This window comes from Kitasatospora sp. NPDC001095 (genome assembly GCF_053598615.1).
The window spans coordinates 332,643-355,376 of the sequence record NZ_JBSFKQ010000001.1 but is presented as its reverse complement, the minus strand read 5'-3'; the positions used below and the strand labels follow the sequence as shown (position 1 = coordinate 355,376).

11 protein-coding genes are annotated in these 22,734 nt (G+C 73.3%); 6 read left to right on the top strand and 5 right to left on the bottom strand.

What is annotated here, in order from left to right; translation table 11 throughout:
- Window positions 1-51 precede the first annotated feature (51 nt).
- Genes ACWDBB_RS01420 through ACWDBB_RS01405 form a run of 4 tightly spaced genes read left to right on the top strand, consistent with a single transcriptional unit; the run spans window position 52 to window position 13,769 of the window.
- Window positions 52-9,297 carry a non-ribosomal peptide synthetase/type I polyketide synthase gene (locus tag ACWDBB_RS01420; protein ID WP_449787672.1) on the top strand — a complete coding sequence of 3,082 codons (9,246 nt, stop codon included), beginning with the start codon at window positions 52-54 and terminating at the stop codon, window positions 9,295-9,297.
- Entirely contained in the window at window positions 9,284-11,023 is a 1,740-nt protein-coding gene (locus ACWDBB_RS01415; protein WP_449787671.1) for a phytoene desaturase family protein, read from the top strand. The genes ACWDBB_RS01420 and ACWDBB_RS01415 overlap by 14 nt, the downstream gene beginning before the upstream one ends.
- A gap of 29 nt (window positions 11,024-11,052) precedes the next feature.
- Window positions 11,053-12,717, top strand: coding sequence for a phytoene desaturase family protein (locus tag ACWDBB_RS01410; protein WP_449787769.1), 1,665 nt, complete (start codon window positions 11,053-11,055; stop codon window positions 12,715-12,717).
- Window positions 12,714-13,769, top strand: a complete 1,056-nt coding sequence (locus ACWDBB_RS01405) for an MDR family NADP-dependent oxidoreductase (protein WP_449787670.1) — start codon at window positions 12,714-12,716, stop codon at window positions 13,767-13,769. Before ACWDBB_RS01410 ends, ACWDBB_RS01405 begins: the two co-directional genes overlap by 4 nt.
- A gap of 59 nt (window positions 13,770-13,828) precedes the next feature.
- Here ACWDBB_RS01405 and ACWDBB_RS01400 read toward each other — a convergent pair whose 3' ends face one another.
- From ACWDBB_RS01400 to ACWDBB_RS01390, 3 genes are all read right to left on the bottom strand, one after another.
- Complete coding sequence (locus ACWDBB_RS01400; protein ID WP_449787669.1) at window positions 13,829-15,214, bottom strand: hypothetical protein; 1,386 nt, start codon at window positions 15,212-15,214, stop codon at window positions 13,829-13,831.
- A gap of 142 nt (window positions 15,215-15,356) precedes the next feature.
- Complete coding sequence (locus tag ACWDBB_RS01395; protein ID WP_449787668.1) at window positions 15,357-16,604, bottom strand: threonine synthase; 1,248 nt, start codon at window positions 16,602-16,604, stop codon at window positions 15,357-15,359.
- A 105-nt stretch (window positions 16,605-16,709) separates the two neighbouring features.
- Window positions 16,710-17,264, bottom strand: a complete 555-nt coding sequence (locus ACWDBB_RS01390; RefSeq protein WP_449787667.1) for a YceI family protein — start codon at window positions 17,262-17,264, stop codon at window positions 16,710-16,712.
- Window positions 17,265-17,435: 171 nt separating this feature from the next.
- Between ACWDBB_RS01390 and ACWDBB_RS01385 the strand changes: the two genes are divergently transcribed.
- The gene (locus tag ACWDBB_RS01385) at window positions 17,436-17,747 is read left to right on the top strand and encodes a hypothetical protein (RefSeq protein ID WP_449787666.1); all 312 of its coding nucleotides are present in this window, start codon (window positions 17,436-17,438) and stop codon (window positions 17,745-17,747) included.
- Window positions 17,748-17,789: 42 nt separating this feature from the next.
- On the opposite strand, the gene ACWDBB_RS01380 is transcribed toward ACWDBB_RS01385, so the two are convergent.
- Window positions 17,790-20,612, bottom strand: coding sequence for a penicillin acylase family protein (locus ACWDBB_RS01380; protein WP_449787665.1), 2,823 nt, complete (start codon window positions 20,610-20,612; stop codon window positions 17,790-17,792).
- A 296-nt stretch (window positions 20,613-20,908) separates the two neighbouring features.
- Window positions 20,909-21,922, bottom strand: coding sequence for a zinc-binding dehydrogenase (locus tag ACWDBB_RS01375; protein ID WP_449787664.1), 1,014 nt, complete (start codon window positions 21,920-21,922; stop codon window positions 20,909-20,911).
- Between the two features lie 99 nt (window positions 21,923-22,021).
- Between ACWDBB_RS01375 and ACWDBB_RS01370 the strand changes: the two genes are divergently transcribed.
- Window positions 22,022-22,684 (top strand): TetR/AcrR family transcriptional regulator, encoded by a 663-nt coding sequence (locus ACWDBB_RS01370; protein WP_449787663.1) that lies wholly within the window; start codon window positions 22,022-22,024, stop codon window positions 22,682-22,684.
- The last annotated feature ends 50 nt before the right edge of the window (window positions 22,685-22,734 follow it).

The window sequence follows — 22,734 nt, the reverse complement described above, 5'->3', positions numbered from 1 at the left end:
TTCCCACTTGCCCGTGTCCCCGGCGCCACGCCGTCACCCCCGGATTGGATCATGACCTCCTCGCCCTTCGCCGCGCCCCGCGAACGCATCGCGATCACCGGTATCGGCTGCCGCCTGCCGGGACACGCCAACGACCACCGCTCCTACTGGCGCAACCTGATCGAGGGCCGGGACTGTCTCACCGAGACGCCCGCCGACCGCTACGACACCGGAACACTGGGCAGTCGGGACCGGGCCAAGCCGGGACGGCTGATCGGCGGCCGGGGCGGCTACATCGACGGCTTCGACACCTTCGACCCCGACTTCTTCGGGATCAGCCCGCGTGAGGCCGAACACATGGACCCGCAGCAGCGCAAGCTCCTGGAGGTCAGCTGGGAGGCCCTGGAGGACGGCGGGCTGCGCCCCGGCGAGCTGGCCGGCCGGGAAGTCGGCGTCTACATGGGCGCCTTCACCCTCGACTGGAAGATCCTCCAGTTCGCCGACCTCGACTTCGCCACCATCGCGGCGCACACCGCCACCGGCACCATGATGACGATGGTGTCCAACCGGATCTCGCACTGCTTCGACTTCCGCGGGCCCAGCGTCTCGATCGACACCGCCTGCAGCTCCTCGCTGGTCGCGGTCCACCTCGCCTGCCAGAGCCTGCTCCGCGGCGAGACCGAACTCGCCCTGGCCGGTGGGGCGTTGCTGCACATGGCGCCGCAGTACACGATTGCCGAGACCAAGGGCGGCTTCCTGTCCGCGGACGGCCGCTCACGCGCCTTCGACGCCTCCGCCGACGGCTACGTCCGGGCCGAGGGCGTCGGCGTGGTCGTGCTCAAGCGGCTCTCCGACGCGCTGCGCGACGGGGACCCGGTGCACGCCGTCATCCTCGGCACCGGCGTCAACCAGGACGGCCGCACCAACGGCATCACCGTCCCCAGCGCGGACGCCCAGGTCACCCTGATCGAGCGGGTCTGCGCCGAGGCCGGGGTGGAGCCCGGCAGCCTCCAGTACGTCGAGGCCCACGGCACCTCCACCCCGGTCGGCGACCCGATCGAGGCCGCCGCCCTAGGCCGGGTGCTCGGCATCGGCCGGCGCGCCGGGGACCGCTGCTACGTCGGCTCGGTCAAGACCAACATCGGGCACACCGAGGCGGCGGCCGGCGTCGCCGGGCTGATCAAGACCGCGCTCGCGATCAAGCACCGCCGCATCCCGCCGCACCTCAACCTGGAGCGGCCCAACCCCGGCATCGACCTGGACGCGCTGCCGTTCGAGATCCCGACCGCCCCGACGGACTGGCCCGAGCACCGGGGCCCGGCCCGCGCCGGCGTCAACTCCTTCGGCTTCGGCGGCACCAACGCCCACGTCCTGCTGGAGGAGCCGCCGCGGCCCGCCCCCGCCGCGCCGGCGGCCCAGCCGGCCCGCACGGTCCTGCCGCTGAGCACCAAGGACGCCGCCGGACTGGCCGAACTGGCCGCAGCCGTACGGCAGGAGCTCGCCGACGGGGCGTCCCTGGCCGACCTCGGCCACACCCTGGCGCACCGTCGCCAGCACCTCCCCGAGCGGCTCGGGGTGGTCTACTCCACCCGGGAGGACCTGGACGAGGCACTGGCTGCGTACGGGCGCGGCGAGGAGCACCCCCGGGTGGTCCAGGGCCGGGCCCGGGAGCGCGGGCAGCGCCGACTGGCCTGGGTGTTCACCGGCATGGGCCCGCAGTGGTGGGGGATGGGCCGGGGGCTGTACGAGCACGAGCCGGTCTACCGGGAGGCCGTGCAGGCCGTCGACCGGGAGATCCGGGCGCAGGCCGACTGGTCGCTGCTGACCGAGCTGGGCCGTGACGAGGCGGACTCCCGGATGGCCGAGACCTGGCTGGCCCAGCCCGCCAACTTCGCCGTCCAGGTGGGACTTTCGGCGCTCTGGCGGAGCCACGGCCTGCGTCCCGACGCGGTCGTCGGGCACAGCACCGGCGAGGTCGCCGCGTTCCACGAGGCCGGGGTGTACGACCTGGCCGACGCCGTGCGGGTGGTGCTCGCCCGCAGCCGGCTCCAGCAGCGCCTGGCCGGCACCGGCACCATGCTCGCGGTCGGCCTGCCGGAGGCCGAGGTGGAGCGCCGGATCCGCCCGTACCGCTCCGAGGTCTCGCTCGGAGCGGTCAACAGCCCCTCCGCGGTGACCCTGGCCGGGGACGCCGAGGCGCTGGGCGCGCTGGCCGAGGAACTGCGGCAGCAGGGCGTCTTCGCCCGCCTGCTGGACGTCGAAGTCCCTTACCACAGCGTGCGGATGGACCCGATCCGGGACGAGCTGGTGGCCGCGCTCGCCGCCATCAAGCCGCAGGAGGCGCGGCTACCGCTCTACCTTACCGCCCGCGAGGGGCTCGCCCGCGGGCCGGAGCTGGACGGCGAGTACTGGTGGCAGAACGTCCGCAACCCGGTCCGCTTCCGGGCCGCCGTCGAGCGGATGGCCGAGGACGGCCACCGGCTGTTCCTGGAGCTCGGCCCGCACCCGGTGCTCGGCCACGCGATCCGCGAGTGCGCGGAGCAGGCGCACACCGTGCCGTCGATCCGCCGGCAGCAGGACGAGCCCGAGCGCCTCGCCCGCAGCCTCGCCGAACTGCACACCCTCGGCGTCGAGTTGAGCTGGGACGCGCTGCACCCGGCTGGCCGCCCGGTGCCGCTGCCGACCTACCCGTGGCGGCGCGACCGCTACTGGGTGGAGCCCAAGCCGGTCGAGCAGGTCCGGCTCGGGCAGCTCGACCACCCGCTGCTCGGCCGCCGCACCGCGAGCGCCCAGCCCGGTTGGACCAGCCCGCTCGACCCCGAGCGGCTGCCCTACCTGACCGACCACCGGATCGAGGGCCAGGTGGTCTTCCCGGCCGCCGGATACCTGGAGATGGCCGCCCAGGCCGTCCGCACCCTGACCGGCGGCACCGAGGTGACGCTGGCCGAGGTCGAGCTGAACCGGGCCCTGTTCCTCTCCGAGAGCGAGCCCGTCCCCGTCCAGCTCGGCTACGCACCGGAGGACGCCCGCTTCACCGTCGCCTCCACCCCGGCCGGCGGCGAGCCGAGCGTGCACGCGAGCGGCCGGGTCCGCACCGGCCAGCGCCGCTCCTACGGGCCCGCGCTGGACGTGGACGCCCTGCGGACCCGGGGTCGGCACCTCGACGGCCCGGACTGCTACCGGCGGCTGGCCGGGCGCGGCTACGACTACGGGCCCGCGTTCCAGGCCATCGCCGAGGTGTGGACGGGCCCCGGCGAGGCGCTGGCCCGGGTCAGGCCTCCGGCGCAGCTCGGTGCGGACGCGGCCGACCACCACCTGCACCCGGTGCTGCTGGACGGCTGCTTCCAGACCCTGCTGGCCACCCGGCTGGAGACGCCCGAGGACGGCAGCGTCCGGCTCCCGGTCTCGATCGACGAGGTCCGGCTCGACGAGATCGGCGACCGCCCGCTCTGGGTGCACGCCACCGTCACCCGGGACAGCGGCGAGGAACTCGTCGGCGACCTCGCGCTGTACACCGAGGACGGCACCCCGGTCGGCAGGGTCACCGGCTTCCGGGTGGCCGACGTCGCCCAGGCCCCGGCCTCCGTCGGGCTCGCCACCATCGACGGCTGGCTCACCGAGGTCGGCTGGGTCGAAGCCGCCCGGCCGGCCGCCGACGAGGCCCCCGGAGACCTGCTGCTCTTCGCCGACGAGGACGGCCTCGGCGATCGGCTCGCCGCACTGGCCGCCGCTCGCGGCGCCCGCTGCCATCTGGTCCGGCCCGGCGACGAATACCGGCACGGGGAGGGACGTTCGACCGTCCGGCCCGACTCCGCCGAGGACGTCCGGAAGCTGTTCGCCGACCTCGACCCAGGCTTCGGCACCGTCGTCCACCTCTGGAACCTCGACCAGCCCGCCCTGGCCACCGCCGGCGCCGACCGGCTCGGCCCGCTCGCCACCCTCGGCGCCTACTCCTTGATCACCCTCGCCCAGGCCCTGCCCGCCGCCCGCCCCGAGGGCCGGCTGCACATCGTCACCCGGGGCACCCAGGCCGCCGCCCCCGGCGACCGGGTCGAGCCGCTCGGCGCCCCCGCCTGGGGCATCGGCCGGGTGCTGTGGCAGCAGGAACTGGTCGCCCAGCGCGGCACCCTGATCGACCTCGACCCGGCCGTCGACGCCGCCGACCAGGCCGAGGCGCTGCTCACCGAACTCGCCGCCCGGGACGAGCAGGAGATCGCCCTGCGGGCCGGCACCCGGCTCACCAGCAGGCTGCGGCAGGCCGAGGGCCTCACCCGCCCGCTGCCGCCGGTCCTGCGCCCCGACGGCAGCTACCTGGTCACCGGCGCCTTCGGTGCCCTCGGCCGACTGCTCTGCCGCACCCTCGTCCGGCGCGGTGCCCGGCGGCTGATCCTGGTCGGCCGCACCGCCCTGCCCGAGCGCTCCGCGTGGGCGCACACCGACCCGGACACCCCCGCCGGCGAGCGGATCGCCTTCCTGCGTGAACTCCAGGCGCTCGGCGCCGAACCCCTGCTCGCCCAGGTCGACGTCACCGACGAGACCGCTCTCGCGGACTGGCTCGCCGACTACCGGCAGCGCCAACTCCCGCCCATCCGAGGCGTGTTCCACCTCGCCGGGCAGGTCAAGGACACCCTGCTCGCCCAGATGGACCGTACGGCCTTCGACGCCGGCTACGCCCCCAAGGTGATCGGCGGCCACCTGCTGCACCGGCTGCTGCGCGACGAACCGCTCGACCACTTCGTGCTGTTCGCCTCCGTCGCCTCGCTGCTCACCACCGCGGGGCAGACCAACTACGCGGCCGGCAACGCCTTCCTGGACGCCCTGGCCCACCACCGCAGGGCCGAGGGGCTGCCGGGGCTCAGTCTGGACTGGGGCCCGTGGGCCACCGGCATGATCGAGGAACTGGGCCTGGTCGCCCACTACCGCGACGCCCGCGGCATGAGCTCCCTGCCGCCGGACGCCGGAACGGCCGTCCTGGAGCGCGTCCTCGGCCAGGACCGCGCCCAACTGCTGGTCGCCACCGTGGTCGACTGGCCGACCTTCCTCGCCTGGTACCCGGCGCCGCCGCCGCTGGTCGCCGACCTGGCGGCGAGCGCCGCCGAGCAGGCCCCGGCCGAGACCGGCGGCTTTCTCGACGCCTACCGCGCGGCCGGCCCCCAGGCCCGCCGGGAACTGGTCACCGAACGGTTCACCGCCGCCGCCGCGGCCGTGCTGCGGATCGGCGCCGAGCGGATCGAAGAGGAGACCAGGCTCGGCGCGCACGGCCTGGACTCGCTGCTCGCGATGGAGCTGCGCGCCCGGGTGCACGGCGAACTGGGCGTCGCCCTGCCGGTGGTGGCCCTGCTCAGCAACGGCACAGTCGGCGACCTGGTGGACCTGCTCGCCGAAGGGCTGGCCGAGCGGCTCGCCGCCGACGGCGGCCCGGCCGAGGCCGAGGTGGAGCTGTACACCGACGAGTCCCGCTTCCCGCTCACCCACAACCAGCAGGCGCTCTGGTTCCTGCGGCTGCTGCACCCGGACGGCTTCGCGTACAACATCGGCGGCGCCGTCGAGGTCCGCGCCGAACTCGACCCGGAGCTGATGTTCGAGGCCTTCCGCCACCTCGTGGCCCGGCACCCCGAGCTGCGCGCGGCCTTCACCGCTGAGCAGGGCCGGCCGGTCCAGCGCATCCGGGCGGAGGTCGAGGCCGACACCGGGCTGTTCGACGTCGAGGGCCGGCCGTGGGAGGAGATCCACGACCTGATCGTCCGCGAGTACCGGCGGCCGTACGACCTCGCCGAGGACCCGCTGGTGCGGCTGCGGCTGTTCCGGCGCGGCCCGGACCGCTGGGTGCTGATGAAGGCCGTCCACCACATCGTCTCGGACGCGATCTCCACCTTCACCTTCATCGAGGAGCTGTTCGAGGTCTACGAGGCGCTGCGGCAGGGGCGCACCCCGGACCTGCCCCCGGTGCCCGCCCGCTACCTGGACTTCCTCAACCGCCAGAACCGCTTCCTGGCCGGCCCCGAGGCCCGGCGGATGCTCGACTACTGGCGCGGCCACCTGCCGGCCGAGATGCCGGTGCTGGCACTGCCCACCGACCGGCCGCGCCCGCCCGTCCAGACCCACAACGGCGCCTCCGAGTTCTTCCGACTGGACGTCGAACTGACGGCCCGGGTCCACGAGTTGGCCCGCGCCAACGGCGCCACCCCGTTCATGGTGCTGCTCGGTGCCTACTACCTGCTGCTGAACCGGTGGTCCGGGCAGCAGGACATCGTGGTCGGCAGCCCGGTCACCGGCCGCACCCAGGAGGAGTTCGCCTCCGTCTACGGCTACTTCGTCAACCCGCTGCCGCTGCACGTGAGCCTGGCCGGGGAGCCGACCGTGGCCGAGCTGCTGGCCCGGGTGCGGGAGAGCGTGCTCGGCGGGCTGGACAACCAGGAGTACCCCTTCCCGCTGCTGGTCGAGCAGCTGGGCCTCCAGCACGACCCGAGCCGTTCCGCGGTGTTCCAGGCGATGTTCATCCTGCTCACCCACAAGGTCGCCGTGGAGCGCTTCGGCTACCGCCTGGACTACATCGAACTCCCCGAGGAAGAGGGCCAGTTCGACCTCACGCTGTCCGCCTACGAGGACCGCACGGACGGCTGCTTCCACTGCGTCTTCAAGTACAACTCCGACCTCTTCGACCCCGCCACCGTCCAGCGGCTGGCCGAGCACTACCGCAACCTGCTGGACGCCATGACCCGCGCAGCCGAGAGCGAGCCGGTCGGTCGGCTGCGGATGCTGGGGCAGGCGGAACGGCGGCGGATCCTCACCGCCTTCAGCGGCGCCGAGCGCCGGATCGAGCACGGCACCCCGGTTCCGGAGCTGATCGCCAAGGCCGCCGCCGAGCGGCCGGGGGCCGTCGCGGTGGTCGCGCCCGGCCGGGACGGCGTCCGCAGGCTGACCTACGCCGAACTGGAACGGCAGGCCCAGCGCACCGCCGTACGGCTGCGCGAACTCGGTGTCGGCGAGGGCTCGGTGGTCGCGGTCTGCCTGGACAAGTCACCCGAGCTGATCACCACCCTGCTGGGGATCTGGCGGGCGGGCGCCGCCTACCTCCCGCTCGACCCCGGACACCCGGCCGACCGGCTCGCCTACCAGGTGGCGGACGCCGGAGCGGCGCTGGTGGTGGTCGACCAGCGGCGCCCGCTCGCGGCCGAACTGCCAGCCGAACTGGTCACCCTGGAGGCCCTGGACCGGCCCGTGCTGGGGGGCGCCGTGCCGCTGCCCGCCGCCGACCCGGACCGGGCCGCCTACCTGATCCACACCTCGGGCTCCACCGGCCGCCCGAAGGGGGTCCGGGTCGACCACCGCAACCTGGCCGCCGTCACCGCCGGCTGGCGCGCCGAGTACCGGCTCGACACCGACGTGCGGGTGCACCTCCAGATGGCCGGCACCGCCTTCGACGTCTTCTCCGGCGACCTCGCCCGGGCGCTCAGCACCGGCGGCACCCTCGTCCTGGTCGACCGCGAGCTGCTCTTCGACACGGCCCGGCTCTACCGGGTGATGCGCGAGGAGGCCGTGGACGGCGGCGAGTTCGTGCCCGCCGTGGCCCGCGCGCTGCTGGCCCACTGCGAGCGCGAGGGCCTGACGCTGGACTTCCTGCGGCTGCTGATCGTCGGCTCCGACTCCTGGAAGGCCGCCGAGCACCAGCGGGTGCGCGCCCTGTGCGGTCCGCACACCAGGCTGGTCAACTCCTACGGGCTGACCGAGGCCAGCGTCGACAGCACCTACTACGAGGGTGCGACCGACGGGCTGGAACCCGGCAGGATGGTGCCGATCGGCCGGCCGTTCCCGAACAGCGCGGTGTACGTCCTGGACCCGTACGGCGAGCCCGTCCCGGTGGGCGTGCCCGGCGAGCTGTGGATCGGCGGCGCGGGCGTCGCGGCCGGCTACCCCAACGACCCGGAGCAGACCGCCCGGCGCTTCCGCACCCTGGACCTCGACGGAACGCCCCTACGGCTCTACCGCACCGGCGACCTCGGCCACTGGGACACCGCCGGCACCGTGCACCTGCTCGGCCGGATCGACAACCAGGTCAAGGTCCGCGGCCACCGGATCGAGCTGGGCGAGATCGAGGCCCACCTCACCGCCCGCCCGGAGCTCGCCCAGGCCTGCGTGGCGGTCCGCCAGGACGCCAGGGGCGAGGCCGTCCTCGCCGCCTACGTGGTGCCCGCCGAGGGCACCGTGCTGGACCGCCGCGAACTGCGCCGCCACCTGGCCGAGCACCTGCCCACCGTGATGATCCCCTCCTACCTCACCGAGCTGCCCGCCCTGCCGCTCACCCCGAACGGCAAGGTGGACCTCGCTGCCCTGCCCGAGCCGAAGGCCGACACCGCGGCCGCCCAGCACGAACCGCCCGTCACGCTCTACGAGACGAGGGTCGCCGAACACTGGCAGAACCTGCTCGGACTGGACGAGGTCGGCCTCCAGCACGACTTCTTCGAACTCGGCGGCAGCTCGATCCGGCTCATCGAGCTGATCCACCACCTCCAGAGCGAGTTCAACATCAGCATCCCGGTGGGCCAGCTGTTCAAGGTCACCACCCTGCACGGAATGGCCCGCACCGTGGAGCAGATCATCACCGGCGAGCTGGCCGGCGGCGAGGCCTACCTCTGGTTCAACGCCGGGGCGCCCGAGGACCGTACGGTCTTCTGCTTCCCGCCGGCCGGCGGCCACGGGCTGGTCTACCGGCAGCTCGCCGCGCACCTGCCGGAGCACCGGATCGCCTCCTTCAACTACCTGACCGGCGACGACAAGACCGCCCGCTACGCGGACCTGGTCGAGCAACTGCACGCCGATGGGCCGTACGTCCTGCTCGGCTACTCGCTCGGCGGCAACCTCGCCTTCGAGGTCGCCAAGGAGCTGGAGCGGCGCGGACGCACCGTGGCCTCGGTGCTGCTGCTGGACGCCTACCGGGTCACCGAGGCCTTCGACCTCGGCGAGGAGCACCTGGCCGTCTTCGAACGCGAACTCCACGAGCACCTGCACCGGCACACCGGCTCCCGGATCGTCGCCCAGGAGACCCTCGAACAGGCCAGGGAATACCTGGAGTTCAGCAGTCGAACCCCCAACGCCGGGACGGTGAAGGCCCAGTTGGACGTGGTCTGCGAGCAGGAACGGCTCTCCGTGCACCTGGGTGGCGAACCGGGCTCCTGGCACGGCGCCTCCACCACGGGCACCGCGGTGTACGTCGGGCACGGCGCCCACGCCGAGATGCTCGACGGGGAGTTCGCCGTCCGCAACGCCGAACTGGCGGGCGCCATCCTGACCGGAGGCACCGCCGATGTCCTCGGCTGACCGCGGACCGGACTGGTCCGACCGGGAGCGGGCCGACGCCGGCCCGCCCAGGGTCATCGTGATCGGGGCCGGCCTGGCCGGCCTCGCCGCCGGCTGCTACGCGCAGATGAGCGGCCTGGAGACCCGGATCTTCGAGAAACACGTGCTGCCCGGTGGCTGCTGCACCGCGTGGTCCCGGCACGGCTACCTGTTCGACTACTGCATCGACTGGCTGATCGGCACCGCCGAGGGCAGTGGAGCCCACCAGGTCTGGAGCGAACTCGGCGCCCTGGACGGCAAGTCGGTGACCCTCTTCGACACCTTCAACCGCGTCGTCGACGAACACGGCCGGGCCGTCACCTTCTACGGTGACCCGGACCGGCTGGAGGCCCACCTGCTGGCTCTCGCGCCCGGCGACGCCAAGCCGATCCGGGAGTTCTGCCGGGACCTGCGCCGCTACGTCGCGATCGAGCTGCCATGGGACCTCACCCCGCCGCCGCTGCGCACCACGGCGGAACGGCTGCGCACCCTGCGCACCGTACTGCCCGCCTTCCGGCTGTTCTGGCGCACCGCGACCACCCCGATGAGCGGCTTCGCGGAGCGCTTCCAGGACCCGCTGCTGCGGCGGGCCTTCCCCAACATGTTCCTCCAGGAGCCCGCCGGCTTCCCGCTGCTGCCGTACCTCTACACCCTGGCGGCCGCCCACAACGGCAACGCCGGCTTCCCGCAGGGCGGTTCGCTCGGCCTGGCCCGATCGGTGGAGGAGCGCTACACCTCGCTCGGCGGGGTGATCGGCTACCGCCGTCGGGTGGAGCGCGTCCTGGTCGAGGACGGGCGCGCGATCGGGGTGGAACTCAAGGACGGATCACGGCACTTCGCCGACCATGTGGTGGCTGCCTGCGACGGCCCGACGGTGCTCGACCGGCTGCTCGAGGGCCGTTACTCCAGCCCCGCCACCGAGAAGCTGTACGGCGAACTGCTGGACAAGCCGGGCAACCTGTACCCGTCCGTGGTCTCCGCCTTCGTCGGCATCGACGGCCCGCTGCCCGAGGGCGAGCCGCACAGCACCACCTACCTGCTGACGCCCGAGGACGGCGAGCGGCTGCCCGGCTCGCTCCAGCGCAGCCTGGTGGTGCAACTGCGCTCCTCCTACGCGGACGGCTTCGCGCCGCCGGGCAAGTCGGTGCTGCACTGCACCTACTTCAGCGACTACCGCTCCTGGAAGGACCTGCGGACCAGTGACCGCCGGGCCTACCGGGCGCGCAAGCAGGAAGTCGCCGCGTTCGTCCGGGCGTTCCTGGAGCGGACGTACCCCGAGCTCGGCCGGCGGATCGAACTCGTGGACGTGGCGTCGCCGGTGACCACCGAGCGGTTCACCGGGAACACTTACGGCAGCATCCTCGCCTGGCAGGCGTTCTCCGAGGCCGAGGACGCCGCCAACCGGCTGGTCAACCGGGACCGGATGCGGCTGCCCGGACTGAGCGGCTTCTCCATGGCGGGCCAGTGGACCTCGCTCGGGGGGCTGATCCGGGCGGCCACCAGCGGGCGGTTCGCCGCGCAGTACCTGTGCGAGGAGCTCGGTCGGCCGTTCCGGGCCTGGCCGAGCGACAACCGGGAACCCTGGCACCCGGGCAAGTGGGGCCGCCTGCCGCAACTCGGCCGGGCCACCGTGGGACTGCCGGGCCGGGGAGCGGCGGACGCGGGAGTGGCGGGGGCCGAAGTGGCGGAAGTGGGAGTTGCGGAGTGAGCGGGACGACGACCGACGGCCGGCGGAGCATGGTCATCATCGGCGGAGGACTCGGCGGCCTGTCCACCGGCTGCTACGCGCAGATGAACGGCTACCGCACCCGGATCCTGGAGATGCACGAGATCCCCGGCGGCTGCTGCACCGGCTGGGACCGCGGCGAGTTCACCTTCGACTGCTGCGTCAGCTGGCTGCTGGGCAGCGGCCCGGGCAACGAGATGCACCAGATCTGGCTCGAACTCGGCGCACTGCAGGGCAAGCGGATGCGCAACTTCGACGTCTTCAACGTGGTGCGCACCCGGGACGGCCGGGCGGTCTACTTCTACTCCGACCCGGACCGGCTGGAGGCCCACCTGCTGGACCTCGCCCCCGAGGACGCCCGGCAGATCCGGCAGTTCTGCGCCGGGCTGCGCAAGTTCCGCCTGGCCCTGGCCCGTTACCCCTTCCTCAAGCCGGTCGGGCTGATGGGCCGGTGGGAGCGGATGCGGATGCTGGCCTCCTTCCTGCCGTACTTCAACGTGATCCGGCGCTCGATCACGGTGCTGATGAGCGACTACTCGGCGCGGTTCAGGAGCCCGCTGCTGCGGGAGGCGTTCAACTTCATCCTGTACGAGAAGCACCCCAACTTCCCGGTGCTGCCCAACTACTTCCAACTCGCCTGCCATGCCGGGCAGTCGGCCGGGGTACCGGAGGGCGGCTCGCTGGGGCTGGCAAACTCGATCGAGCAGCGCTACCGGCGGCTGGGCGGCGAGATCACGTACAACGCCAAGGTGACGGAGGTCCTGATCGAGGACGACCGCGCGGTGGGGGTGCGGCTGAGCGACGGCCGGGAGGTGCGGGCGGACATCGTGGTGGCCGCCTGCGACGGCCGGACCACCATGATGGACCTGCTCAAGGGCCGCTACCTGAGCGACACCTACCGCCGGCTGTACACCCAGACCATCACCGAACCGGGCATGGTCTTCCCCGGCTACGTGACCGTCTTCCTCGGCCTGCGCAGACCCTTCCCGGCGGGGGACCCGTGCACCACCTACCTGCTGGAGGACGAGGTCGCCGAGCGGCTCACCGGCATCCGGCACCCGAGCATCAACGTCCAGTTCCGCAGCCGCCACTACCCGGAGCTGTCGCCGACCGACACCACCGTGGTGTACGCCAGCTACTTCTGCGACATCGAGCCCTGGCGCGAGCTGAGCACCGGTCCGGAGCAGGAGCCCCGGGTGCGGCGCGGCGAGGAACTGCACACCCTGCCGGTCGGCCGGGGACGGGAGTACCAGCGGGAGAAGCGCCGGGTGCGCGACGCCATCGTGGAGTTCCTGGACGGCCACCACCCCGGGCTCCGGCAGACGGTGGCCGTCAAGGACGTCTCCACCCCGCTCACCCAGGTCCGCTACACCGGCAACTACAACGGCACGGTGCTTGGTTGGCAGCCCTTCGTGGAGAGCGGCGAGACCCTGGAGGAGGAGATCAAGCGCAACGGCCCGGGGCTGCCCGGCCTGGCCAACTTCTACCTCTCCGGGGTCTGGGCGACCACCGGCGGGCTGATCAGGGCGGCGGCGGCCGGCCGGCACGTCGTCCAGTTCATCTGCCGCGACGACGACAGGCCCTTCACCGCCGAGGTGGACGACAGCGCCCCGCTTCCCACTCTGCTCATCGAACCGGTCGGCCCCGCCGACCGGCAGTTTGGAGTCACCTCGTGAGATTCGAGAAGTGGGTCGTCCAGGAGCACGAGGACGGCGTGCCGGACGTCGAGCGGGTGTACCGGAAGGTCGTGGAGGAGGTGGACGTCCGGCTCGCCGCGGACGAGATGCTGCTGCGCACCCGGTACGTGTCGGTCGACCCGTACCTCCAGGGCATCGCGCTGGACACGCCGATCGGCGACCACATGGGCGCGGACTCGATCATGGAGGTGCTGGAGGCCGGGCCGGCCGCGCGCTTCGCGGTCGGCGACCTGGTGCAGGGCTTCGGCGGCTGGCGCAGCCACCTGATCAGCGACGGGGAGCCCCGGCTCTGGCAGACCGGGACCTTCCCGATGGTCTTCCCGGCGTTCCGCCGGCTGGACCCGGCCGACTACGACGAGGCCCTGCCGCTGTCCACCGCGCTCGGCGTGTTGGGCGGGCCGGGGATGACGGCCTGGGGGACGGTCGAGAAGTTCCTCGACGTGCGGCCCGGGTCCACGGTGCTGGTCAGCGGGGCGTCCGGGGCGGTCGGTTCACTGGTCGGGCAGCTGGCCAAGCACCGGGGCGCGCGGGTGATCGGTACCACGGCGACGCCGGAGAAGGTCGAGTGGCTGTGGCAGCTGGGCTTCGACGGGGTGCTGCTGTACCACGACGGTGACGCGCCGGAGCAGGTGGAGAAGGAGCTGGCGGCGTTCGCGCCGGACGGCATCGACCGCTACTTCGACAGCCTCGGCGGGACGCTGACCGACGTGGTCTTCGGCATGCTCGCGGTGGAGAGCAGGGTCGCCGTCTGCTGGCAGTGGGGGAGCCAGGTCGGCGGGAACTGGTCGGGACCCCGGCTGCTGCCGATGATCATGTTCCCGCGTGCCACGATCCGCGGCATCTTCTCGCTGGAGTGGTTCACCGAGGAGAACTGGGCCGCGCTGCGGCGGGACCTCGGGCCGCTGGTCCGCAGCGGCCAGCTGACGTACCGGCAGACCGTGCACCAGGGGTTCGACAGCATCCCGGGGGCCTACCGCGGCCTCTACCTCGACCGTTCGGCCAACCGGGGGAAGGTGCTGGTCGAGCTCTGAACGGAGCGGACGCGCGTTCGGGCCCTTCGGCGGATCCGCCGAAGGGCCCTGGCGCGTGGTCAGTTCAGGGTGAACCAGGTGCTGCGGGACTTCTTCCACTCGGGGTGGGTGAGGTCCTTGGCGGCGGTGGCGTCGCCGTAGAGGTCGGCGGAGCCGTCGTCGGTGATCAGCTGGGCACGGGCGCCCGGGGCGTCCAGGTCCGGCACGTCCGCGATCGCCTCCCAGGCGCCGTAGTCGCTGGTCGGCAGGTCGATCACCTTGGTCGGCTGCGAGCCCGGCTGCCCGTTCCAGCGGTAGAGCGCGTACGGGGCGGAGTTGTCCTCGGCGGCCCAGGAGCCGGCCACGATCAGGTACTGGCCGAGGTCGTTGCGGCGGAGGTCGCGGACGGACAGCCCGCCGAGGTCCAGCTCGATCGCGTCGCCGAAGGTCGCGTGCGCGGCCGAACCGTTCAGCAGGGACGGGAGGTTGGTGACCGGGACGAGCAGCGCCCGGCCGCCGGTGACGGCCGGGGTGAGCGGCGCGCGGAAGCCGACGTAGGCGGTGCTGGTGCTGCCGGGGGCGAACTCCAGGCCCTCGACGTTGAACCCGTCGATCTGCTTGGGCGCCTGGCCGTCGGCGGCGCCGGCCGCGAAGCCGTAGCGCTTGCCGTGGGCGTTGTCCCAGGTGATCAGGTCGTCGCGCAGGCCGTGGTACGAGCCGGCCAGGGAGAGCTGGGTGTCGGCGCCGGAGCCGGTGACGGTGGTGGCGAAGACGGTGTGCCGGTCGGGCTTGACCACGCCGTCCTTGTTGTTGCCGAGCGAGCCCGTCCAGTAGATGGTGTCGCCGACCCGGGTGGCGGCCTCGATGTCGATCTCCTTGGAGACGCCGAGGGCCGAGCTGAAGTCCCAGGTGCGGACCGGCGCACCGGAGTTGTCGCGGTCGTACAGGCGCAGGGTGTTGGACTCGTCGTCGCCGACCACGAGGTAGCCGCCGCCCGCGTCCACGGCGGCCGAGGCGTCGCTGGAGCCGGTCAGGTAGCGGCTGGTGGCGGAGAACTGGACGGAGGGGGAGGCGGCGTAGTGCAGGGTGCGGGTGGCGCTCTTGCCGCCGAGGCCGGTGACCTTGATGGTGAGGTCGGCGTAGCCGACGCCCTGGGCGGCCACTGCCAGGGTGCGGGTGCCGCCGGTGCCGCTCACGGTGACGTCTCCGGTGCGGGCCACGGCGCTGCGGGTGGTGGCGGAGGCGGCGACGGTCAGTGCCGAGGCGGAGGCGCCGGACTGGGCGACCGTCACCGTCACGGTCGGGTCGCCGGTGGCGCCGACCGCGCCGGACAGGTACCCGGCCGAGAAGGTGATCGTCGGGGTGCCGTACGTGACCGCGCCGGCCGGGAGGGCGGGCAGGGCGAGCACGGGCACCGCCGCGACGGCGACGGCGAGCGGCAGCAGGCGGCGGAGGGAACGCGACACGGTGGCTACCCTTCGACAGGCGGGGGGAGTTGACGGAGGGTGCAAGCCTGGTGGCGTTCGGCGAACACCGATCCTACGGCAACCCTACGAGTGTGGGCGGGCGGGCGAACAGCAGGCCTCGCGGCGGTGGAGGACCCGGGCCTCAGTCGGTGAGGCCGGCCGCGCGCAGACGGCGGCCGACCGCGTCCCAGTCGGGGGCGACCGGCTCGGTGCGGTGGGTGCCGACGCCCAGGTCCTTGAAGCCGCTGGAGGTCGACACGCAGACCACCGGGCCCTCGGAGAGGTCCGGCGCGCCGAGGCTGCGCAGCCCGGCCAGGCCGGCGGCCGAGGACAGCTCGGTCCACAGCCCCGCTCTGGCCAACTCCCGCTGTGCAGCGGTGAGTTGCGTGTCGTCGAGGGTCAGGGCCCGGCCGCCGCTCGCCCGGACGGCGAGCGCGCCCCGGTAGCCGCTGACCGGGGAGGTGATCGAGTACGCGGCGCTCGGGCCGACCGTCACACGGGCGGCCGGAAGACCCTCGGCGATCGCCCGGGCCAGCGGCCCGGAGGCTGCGGTCTCGCAGGAGTGGACGCGCGGCACCCGGTCGGTCAGGCCCAGCCGCCGCAGCTCGGCGAAGCCCTTCCAGACGCCGAACAGCAGCTCGCCGTAGCCGGTCGGGACGAACACCGCGCTCGGCACGCCGACGTCCTGGAAGATCTCGTAGGCCACCGTCTTGTAGCCCTCGGGCCCGTACGCGTGGCCGGTGTGGGTGGTGGTCAGGTTGCTGACCGGGTGCAGACCCAGCCGCTCGACCGTCTGGCGCAGCAGCGGCCAGCGGGCCTCCCACGGCACCGGGAGCACCACCGCGCCGTACGCGTTGAGGAAGGCGTCGACGTTCGGCGGCAGGTCCGGGCCGGTGAACACCACGCAGGGCAGTCCGGCGCGGGCGGCGTAGGCGGCTGCCGAGGCACCGTGGTTGCCGGAGGAGGCGACCGCGATACCCGGCGCGCCGACGCCCACGGCGGCGCTGGTGGTGCAGCGGTTCAGCCGGTCCTTGTGGCTCCAGGTGGGGTTGCGGGACTCGTCCTTGACGTACACCCCCGGCTCGAGCTCCACCAGCGGGGTGGAGCCCTCGCCCAGGCCCGGGGCGAGCAGCGGCGGCAGCAGCGGGGCCCAGCGCTCCAGGCCGCGGCGCGCCGGGGTGCCGTTGGCCGGGGCGGGGTTCGCCGGGGCGGTGTCGAACAGGGCGGCGGGGTCGGCCTTCTCGTAGGCGTAGTCGACCTCGACGGGGTAGGAGACGTCCTCAGTGCCGGTGCGCGGGCAGCCGGCGGTGAGCGGGGGCCAGAGCGGGTAGTCGAGGGCGGGGTCGCCGAGGGAACGCTGGCCGGTCGCGAGGGAGTCATCTGTCGGCATGCCAGGAGACTAGCCGGGCGGTTGCGGTGCGGTCCGGTGGTTCCGCGGTTCGGTTGTCGCGCGGTTCGGTGGTCGCGCGGTTCGGTGGTTGCGCGGTGCGGTGGTTCAGGTGCCCTGGCGGATCGCCGAGATGTCGAACTCCAGGACGACCTTCTCGCCGACCAGGACGCCGCCGCCCTCCAGGGCCGCGTTCCAGGTGACGCCGTAGTCCTTGCGGTTGATGGTGACCGAGCCCTCCAGGCCCACCCGGAGGTTGCCGTACGGGTCGACGGCGTTGCCGGTGTACTCGAAGTCGATGGTGACCGGGCGGGTGGTGTCCTTGATGGTGAGGTCGCCGGTGACCCGGTAGTCGCTGTCGGAGCGGGCCTCGACCGCGGTGGAGCGGAAGGTGATGTCGGGGTAGGTCGGCGCGTCCAGGAAGTCGTTGGTGCGCAGGTGCTGGTCGCGCTGCTCCACGCCGGTGTCGATGCTGGCGGCCTTGATCACCACTTGGACGGAGGAGCGGGACGGCTCCTTCCCGTCGAGGTGGGCCGTGCCCTCGAACTGGTGGAACGCGCCGCGGACCTTGGTCACCATGGCGTGCCGGGCGACGAAGCCGATCCGGGTGTGCGTGGGGTCGAGGACGTAGTCGCCGGTGAGCTCGGAGAGGGGGATGGTCATGGTCGGCATGCCTCCTGGTGCGGAGCCCGGGTCTCGGCCCGGGGGTGGTCGGGGCTCCGGACCACGCTAGGGGCAGTTCCGGCGGTCCGCGCGCCGGGCTGGGCCTAAGCGGGAGACGGGGTGGGAAGGCTCGCGGGGTACGTCGGAGGACGGAAGGGCGAGGGGGCCTGGATGGACAGCGGGATACGGGCGATCGTCGATGCGGTCGAGGAGGCGCGGCGGCAGCTGAGGGAGAACGCGCTGCCGAAGGCGCAGGACAGCGGTCGGGAGAAGGTGCCGGAGAAGGAGGAGGCGGCGCTGATGGGGGCGATGGCCGGGCTGATGGAGGCCTTCGTCGATCTGACCCGGGCCGCCTCGGACCGGATGACCACGGGCGACAGTCGCGAGGCGTACATCAAGGTGGTCCGGCGGCTGCGGGACCAGCCCCGGTACTTGCGGGAGGGCGCGGCGGTCATCGCGAAGCGGGTGGGCGGACCGGAGTGACCGACGGCCGGTGCCCCGGAGCGGGGCACCGGCCGCGGCGGTTCAGCGGTGGCTGGGGAACTGCACCACCTGCTGGTAGGTGGGGCGGTTCTGCCAGGTGGTCTTGGCGTCCGTCACGCCGCCCAGCGGGCGCTGGATGATCGTGTCGGCGCACCACTGGTCGCCGGCCGCGCAGTCCGCGTCGCCCGGGTAGACCTGGGCGGCGGTCTGGGCGGCGGCCTGCTTCAGGGTGTTCAGCAGGACGGTCCGGCAGGCCGCGAGGTCGCCCCCGCCGCAGAACGGGCGGGCGAGCGGGCCGGACACCCGGTCGCCGAGGACGGCGCGCAGGTCCTTGTCCAGGTAGCTCCACCAGCCGTACTGGAAGGCCGAACCCTTGTGCGGGATGGCCTCGTTGGCGCTCACCGGGCCGCCGGCGGCGCCGGTCTGGCCGCCGGAGGGGGACTCGTTGATCTGGAGGGCGCCGGTCAGTGCGCCGAACAGCGGGTCGCCGAGGCCCGGTCGCATGACGCCGTCGGCGACCAGCGGCCACCAGGCGTCCATCACCCGGATCGCGGTGGCGTCCGCGTAGCTGTGACTGCCCGGTGAAGTCTCCTTCCGCTGGGCGCCGTTGGCGAGCCAGGCCTCCAGCTGCTGCAGGGCCGTGAGGGCGGCCTGGTCGGTGACGGGCGCGCCGCGCAGCACGCGGATCAGGTCGGGCAGCACGTCCTCGGCCCGGAGGTCGGCCAGGGCGGCGCTCTCCATGGCCTGGGTGAGCGAGACCCGGCTCGCCTTGCCGCCGTTGCCGAGCAGGGACTTGACCCGGTCGTCCAGCAGGTTGCCGCGGTGCACCGAGCCGTTGCCGAAGCCGGCCGAGGTGTAGCCGTTCGCCTGCTTGTTGTTCCAGGAGATGTAGTAGTCCTGGTTGACTGACTGCGGGTGCTCGGCCGCCGGGGTGTACCGGGCGGTGTTGGCGGCGGGGTCGAAGTCGGCCCACTCGTAGGCCGGTTGGGCCTGGACGGGGAGTCCCGGGTCCACTCCGGGAGCGCGGACCGGGTTGCTGCCGGAGTTGTAGTAGGCGATGTCCCGCGAGTCGGCGTAGAACCAGTTGAAGGTGTAGTTGATGTCCTGCGCCGCCTGCTGGAATCCCGCGGCGTCGCGCACCGTGGCGGGGTCGTTCAGCTCCTGGAAGCCGATGATGGAGTCGGCCTCGTGCCGGTAGGTGGAGCGCAGCGAGGTGAAGGCGACGGGTGCGCCGCCGACCGTGCCGCGGGCGCTCACCAGGCCGTACCTGGAGCGGTACATCACCAGGGTGTAGGAGCCGGCGGGGGTGGAGTCGGCGGTCGTCGGGTTCCAGGAGTTCTTGCGTTCCAGCCGGTCGAAGGGCAGGCACTGGCCGTGCCAGAGGTAGGAGTTGGCGGCGGTGGTGACCGGCGAGCCGTCGGTGGTGCAGAGCGGGACGGCGTAGGTGTCGGTGATGTCCTGCCCGGCGGAGGTCGCGCTCCAGGCGTAGTCCTGGCCGCGGCCGAGCTGGACGTAGAAGCTCAGGCCGGCGAAGGCGGCGCCACGGGCGCTGATCCCGGGGCCCTGGATCTCCTCCAGCATCAGCAGCTGCGGGGCGAAGTAGCCGGTCTGCGGGCCGAACACGGCCACCGGGTGGCCGTCGTCGGTGTGGGCACCGGAGACCAGCAGGGCGTTGGACATGCCGTGCTTGGCGGTCAGCAGGTTCCCGGGCAGGACGCCGTTCGCCCCGGTGGTGAGCGAGTTCGCGGATCCGGTGGCGTCGTAGACCACCCGCTCGGGCACCACCGAGCCGGGGTCGGGCAGCGCCGCGCCCTGCGGCTGGTCGGGGACGGTCGCGTACGGGAAGCTCTGGCCGTCGTGCAGGGTCTGGACGGCCTCCGGGTCGTCCGCCTCGCGCAGTGACTTCCAGACCGCGTCCCCGGCGTCCTTGCCGTAGCGGGCCTCGGCGGCCGACTTGACCTGGGCGGAGGCCAGTTCGCCCCCGCCGCCGGAGCCGAACAGCGCGCCGACCACGGAGGCGAGGGCGACCAGGTCGGTCAGCTTGAAGGGCTCGATCGAACCGGCGTTGGTGATCGGGTCGATGTGCCCGGTGAGGTCGTACTCGCCCGGGAAGGTGCGGGCGTTGTAGGACTCCTTGGCGTACTGGTTGATGCCGTCGAGGTAGGCGTTGGCATCGGCGAGCGCCTGGGTGGCCCGGCCGCCGCGGGCGGCGATGGCGTCGATCTGCTGCTGGAGCTCCGCCTCGGTGTACGGCGCGGCCTGCCAGAAGGTCTGCTCCAGTTGGCGGTTGGCGGCGGCGCCGCCCGCGAAGCCGGACAGCTGGCCGCGGCCGACGTGCCGGAAGAGGTCCATCACCCAGAGCCGGTCCTGGGCGGCGGCGTAGCCCGCGCCGAACTCGGTGCCGTAGCGGGTGGTGCCGGTGATGTGCGGGACGCCGGTGGCCTTGTCACGCACGATGGTGACGTCCGGGCGCGGGCTGGTGGAACTGGCCACCTGGTCGGCGGGGACGCCGAAGGAGGCGTCGTTGAAGAAGTCGCGCAGCTTGGCCTCGGTCAGGCCGGGGTAGCCGGAGGCCAGGGCGGCGTACGGACCGAGCTGGTCGTCGGTGTGCGCGGGGCGGGTGCCGAAGGCCCGGTTGAGCAGGATGTCGGCGAGGGTGGCGTTGCCGTTCTCGCCGGGCGGCAGGATGTCGGAGCAGTGGCCGCCGCAGTAGTCGTTGGCGGCGGCCGTCGTCGCGGAGGTGGGTGCGGCGGTGGCGGTGGGGGTGGTGGTCAGGGCGGCGGTGACGAGCAGGGCCGAGGCGAGTGCGGCGGCCGGGAGTCGGAGGGAGCGGGTGTGGGGGCGTTGGCGTTGGCGTGAACGCAAGGCGGACTCCTCCGTCGAAGTCTCACGGAAGAGTCGACGGTAGGGGCGCTACTGGCCGGTTGGCTAGTGGCGTGCATGCCATTTTCGGCGCGAGGCAGGGAAGTTGAGGGGGTGGTGGTCCGCGGGGCGGCGGCCGCGATTCGGTCGTCGAGGCGGCGACCGAGGCGGTGCGCCCGGCGCTGCGGGTCACGGAGGTGCGGTAGCCGCGGGAAGAAGGCGGCGCCGCACCTGCCGGGCTCAGTCCGGAGGTGCGGCGCCGGGTCGGTGGTGCGCCGAGGTCAGGGTTCGCGCCGAGGTCAGGGCTTGAGCACCAGGCGGATCGGGTTGCCCTCCTTGCGCTCCAGCGCCTCGACCGCGCGGGCGGCCTCGGCCAGCGGGAAGGTGCCGCTCACCGAGCGGGAGAACTCCAGCCGGCCGCCGCGGACCAGGTTGACCAGGTCGACGACGTCCTGGCCGTCCGAGCCGTAGTGGCCGCGGATCTGCTGGCGCAGGTAGCTGACCAGGGTGCCGTTGGTGACGGTCAGCGGCTTGTCGGTGAGGCCGACCAGCACCAGGCGGCCGTGCTCGCCGAGGGAGGCCATGGCCTGCTCGCGCACCGGGGCGACCCCGGCGAAGTCGAAGGCGGCGGACAGCGGGCGGCCGCCGGTGGCCTCGCGGAGCAGTCCGGCGAAACCGGGGTCGGCCGGGTCGAGGGCGGCGTCGGCGCCGAAGGCCAGGGCGCGTTCGCGGGCGGCCGGCAGCGGGTCGACGGCGACGATCGGGAAGGCGCCGATGGACCGCAGCAGCTGCACGCCGTGGGCACCCAGCCCGCCGACGCCCCAGACGCCGACTGCCTCGGCCGGGCGCACGGCGCCGGTGGTGGTGATGGCGGCCCAGGGGGTGGAGACCGCGTCGGGGATGAAGCAGGCCTGCTCGAAGGGGAGCTCGTCCGGGATCGGCACCAGGGTGGTGGCGGTGGCGAGCGCGTACTCGGCCCAGCCGCCGTCGTAGTCCACGCCGCGGGTGTGCACGGCGCCGTCGCGGGTCTCGCCGGCCTGCAGCAGCACCCGGTCGCCGACGGCCGCGGTCGTCACGCCCTCGCCGAGGGCGTGCACGGTGCCCGCGACCTCGTGGCCGAGGGTGACCTTGTCGCCCCTGAGGTAGAGCGGCTTGAGCATGCCCTCGATCAGGTGGACGTCCGAGAGGCAGACGCCGGCGGCCTCCACCTTGATCAGCACCTCGCCCGGACCGGGTACCGGGACGGGGACCTCCTCCACGGCGAAGGCGCCCTTCGCGACGTCGAGCCGGCCGGCCAGCATCGTGGCGGTCATCGGGACTTCCCTTCTCGCGGGGGCGGCGGGTCGGGGGAGTGCCCGCCACTCCGGAAGTTACTTGTTATCTGACAAGCAAGTTCACACTAGCATGGTGTCATGTCTACGCACGATGAGGACGGAAGCGGCCGGACCGGGACGCTTCGGGAGGCGCCGGCCCGCCGCACCCAGGCCGAACGGCGGGCCCGGGCCGAGTCCGCTCTGATCGCCGCCGCCGCCCGGCTGATCGCCGAGCACGGCAGCACCGGGGTCACGCTCGCCAGGGTGGGGGAGGAGGCGGGCTTCAGTCGTGGGCTGGCCACCCACTACTTCGGCTCCAAGGCCGCACTGCTCGCCCGGCTCCAGGAGGCGGCGCTGGCCGAGGCGGTGGCGGCGGCCGCGCCGGAGCGCAGCGGGGCGGGGGCGGTGGACGAGCTGTGCGGGTTCGCGCGCGGCTGCCTGGAGGGCGTGCGCAATCCGACCGACCTGGGCCGGGCGTTCGTGGTGCTGGGGGCCGAGGCGCTCGCCGGGGCCTCGGAGCTGACCGCCGCGGTGGCGGAGCTGGACGCCAGGACCCGGGCGTGGACGGCCGAGGTGGTCGGCCAGGGGCAGCGGGACGGGGAGCTGGGCCCCGGGGTGGACCCGGGGGCCTTCGCACTGGCCTTCGTCGGGCTGCTGAAGGGGCTCGTGGTGCAGGCCGCGGCCGCCCCGGAGGCCTTCGACGTGGGGGTGGCGGTCGCGGAGTCCGAGCGGTGGATCCGGCTCGCGCTCACGGCGGGCTGACCTCGCGCCCACGACGGGCTGACGGAGTGTCGTCGAGTCGTGGGCCGTGC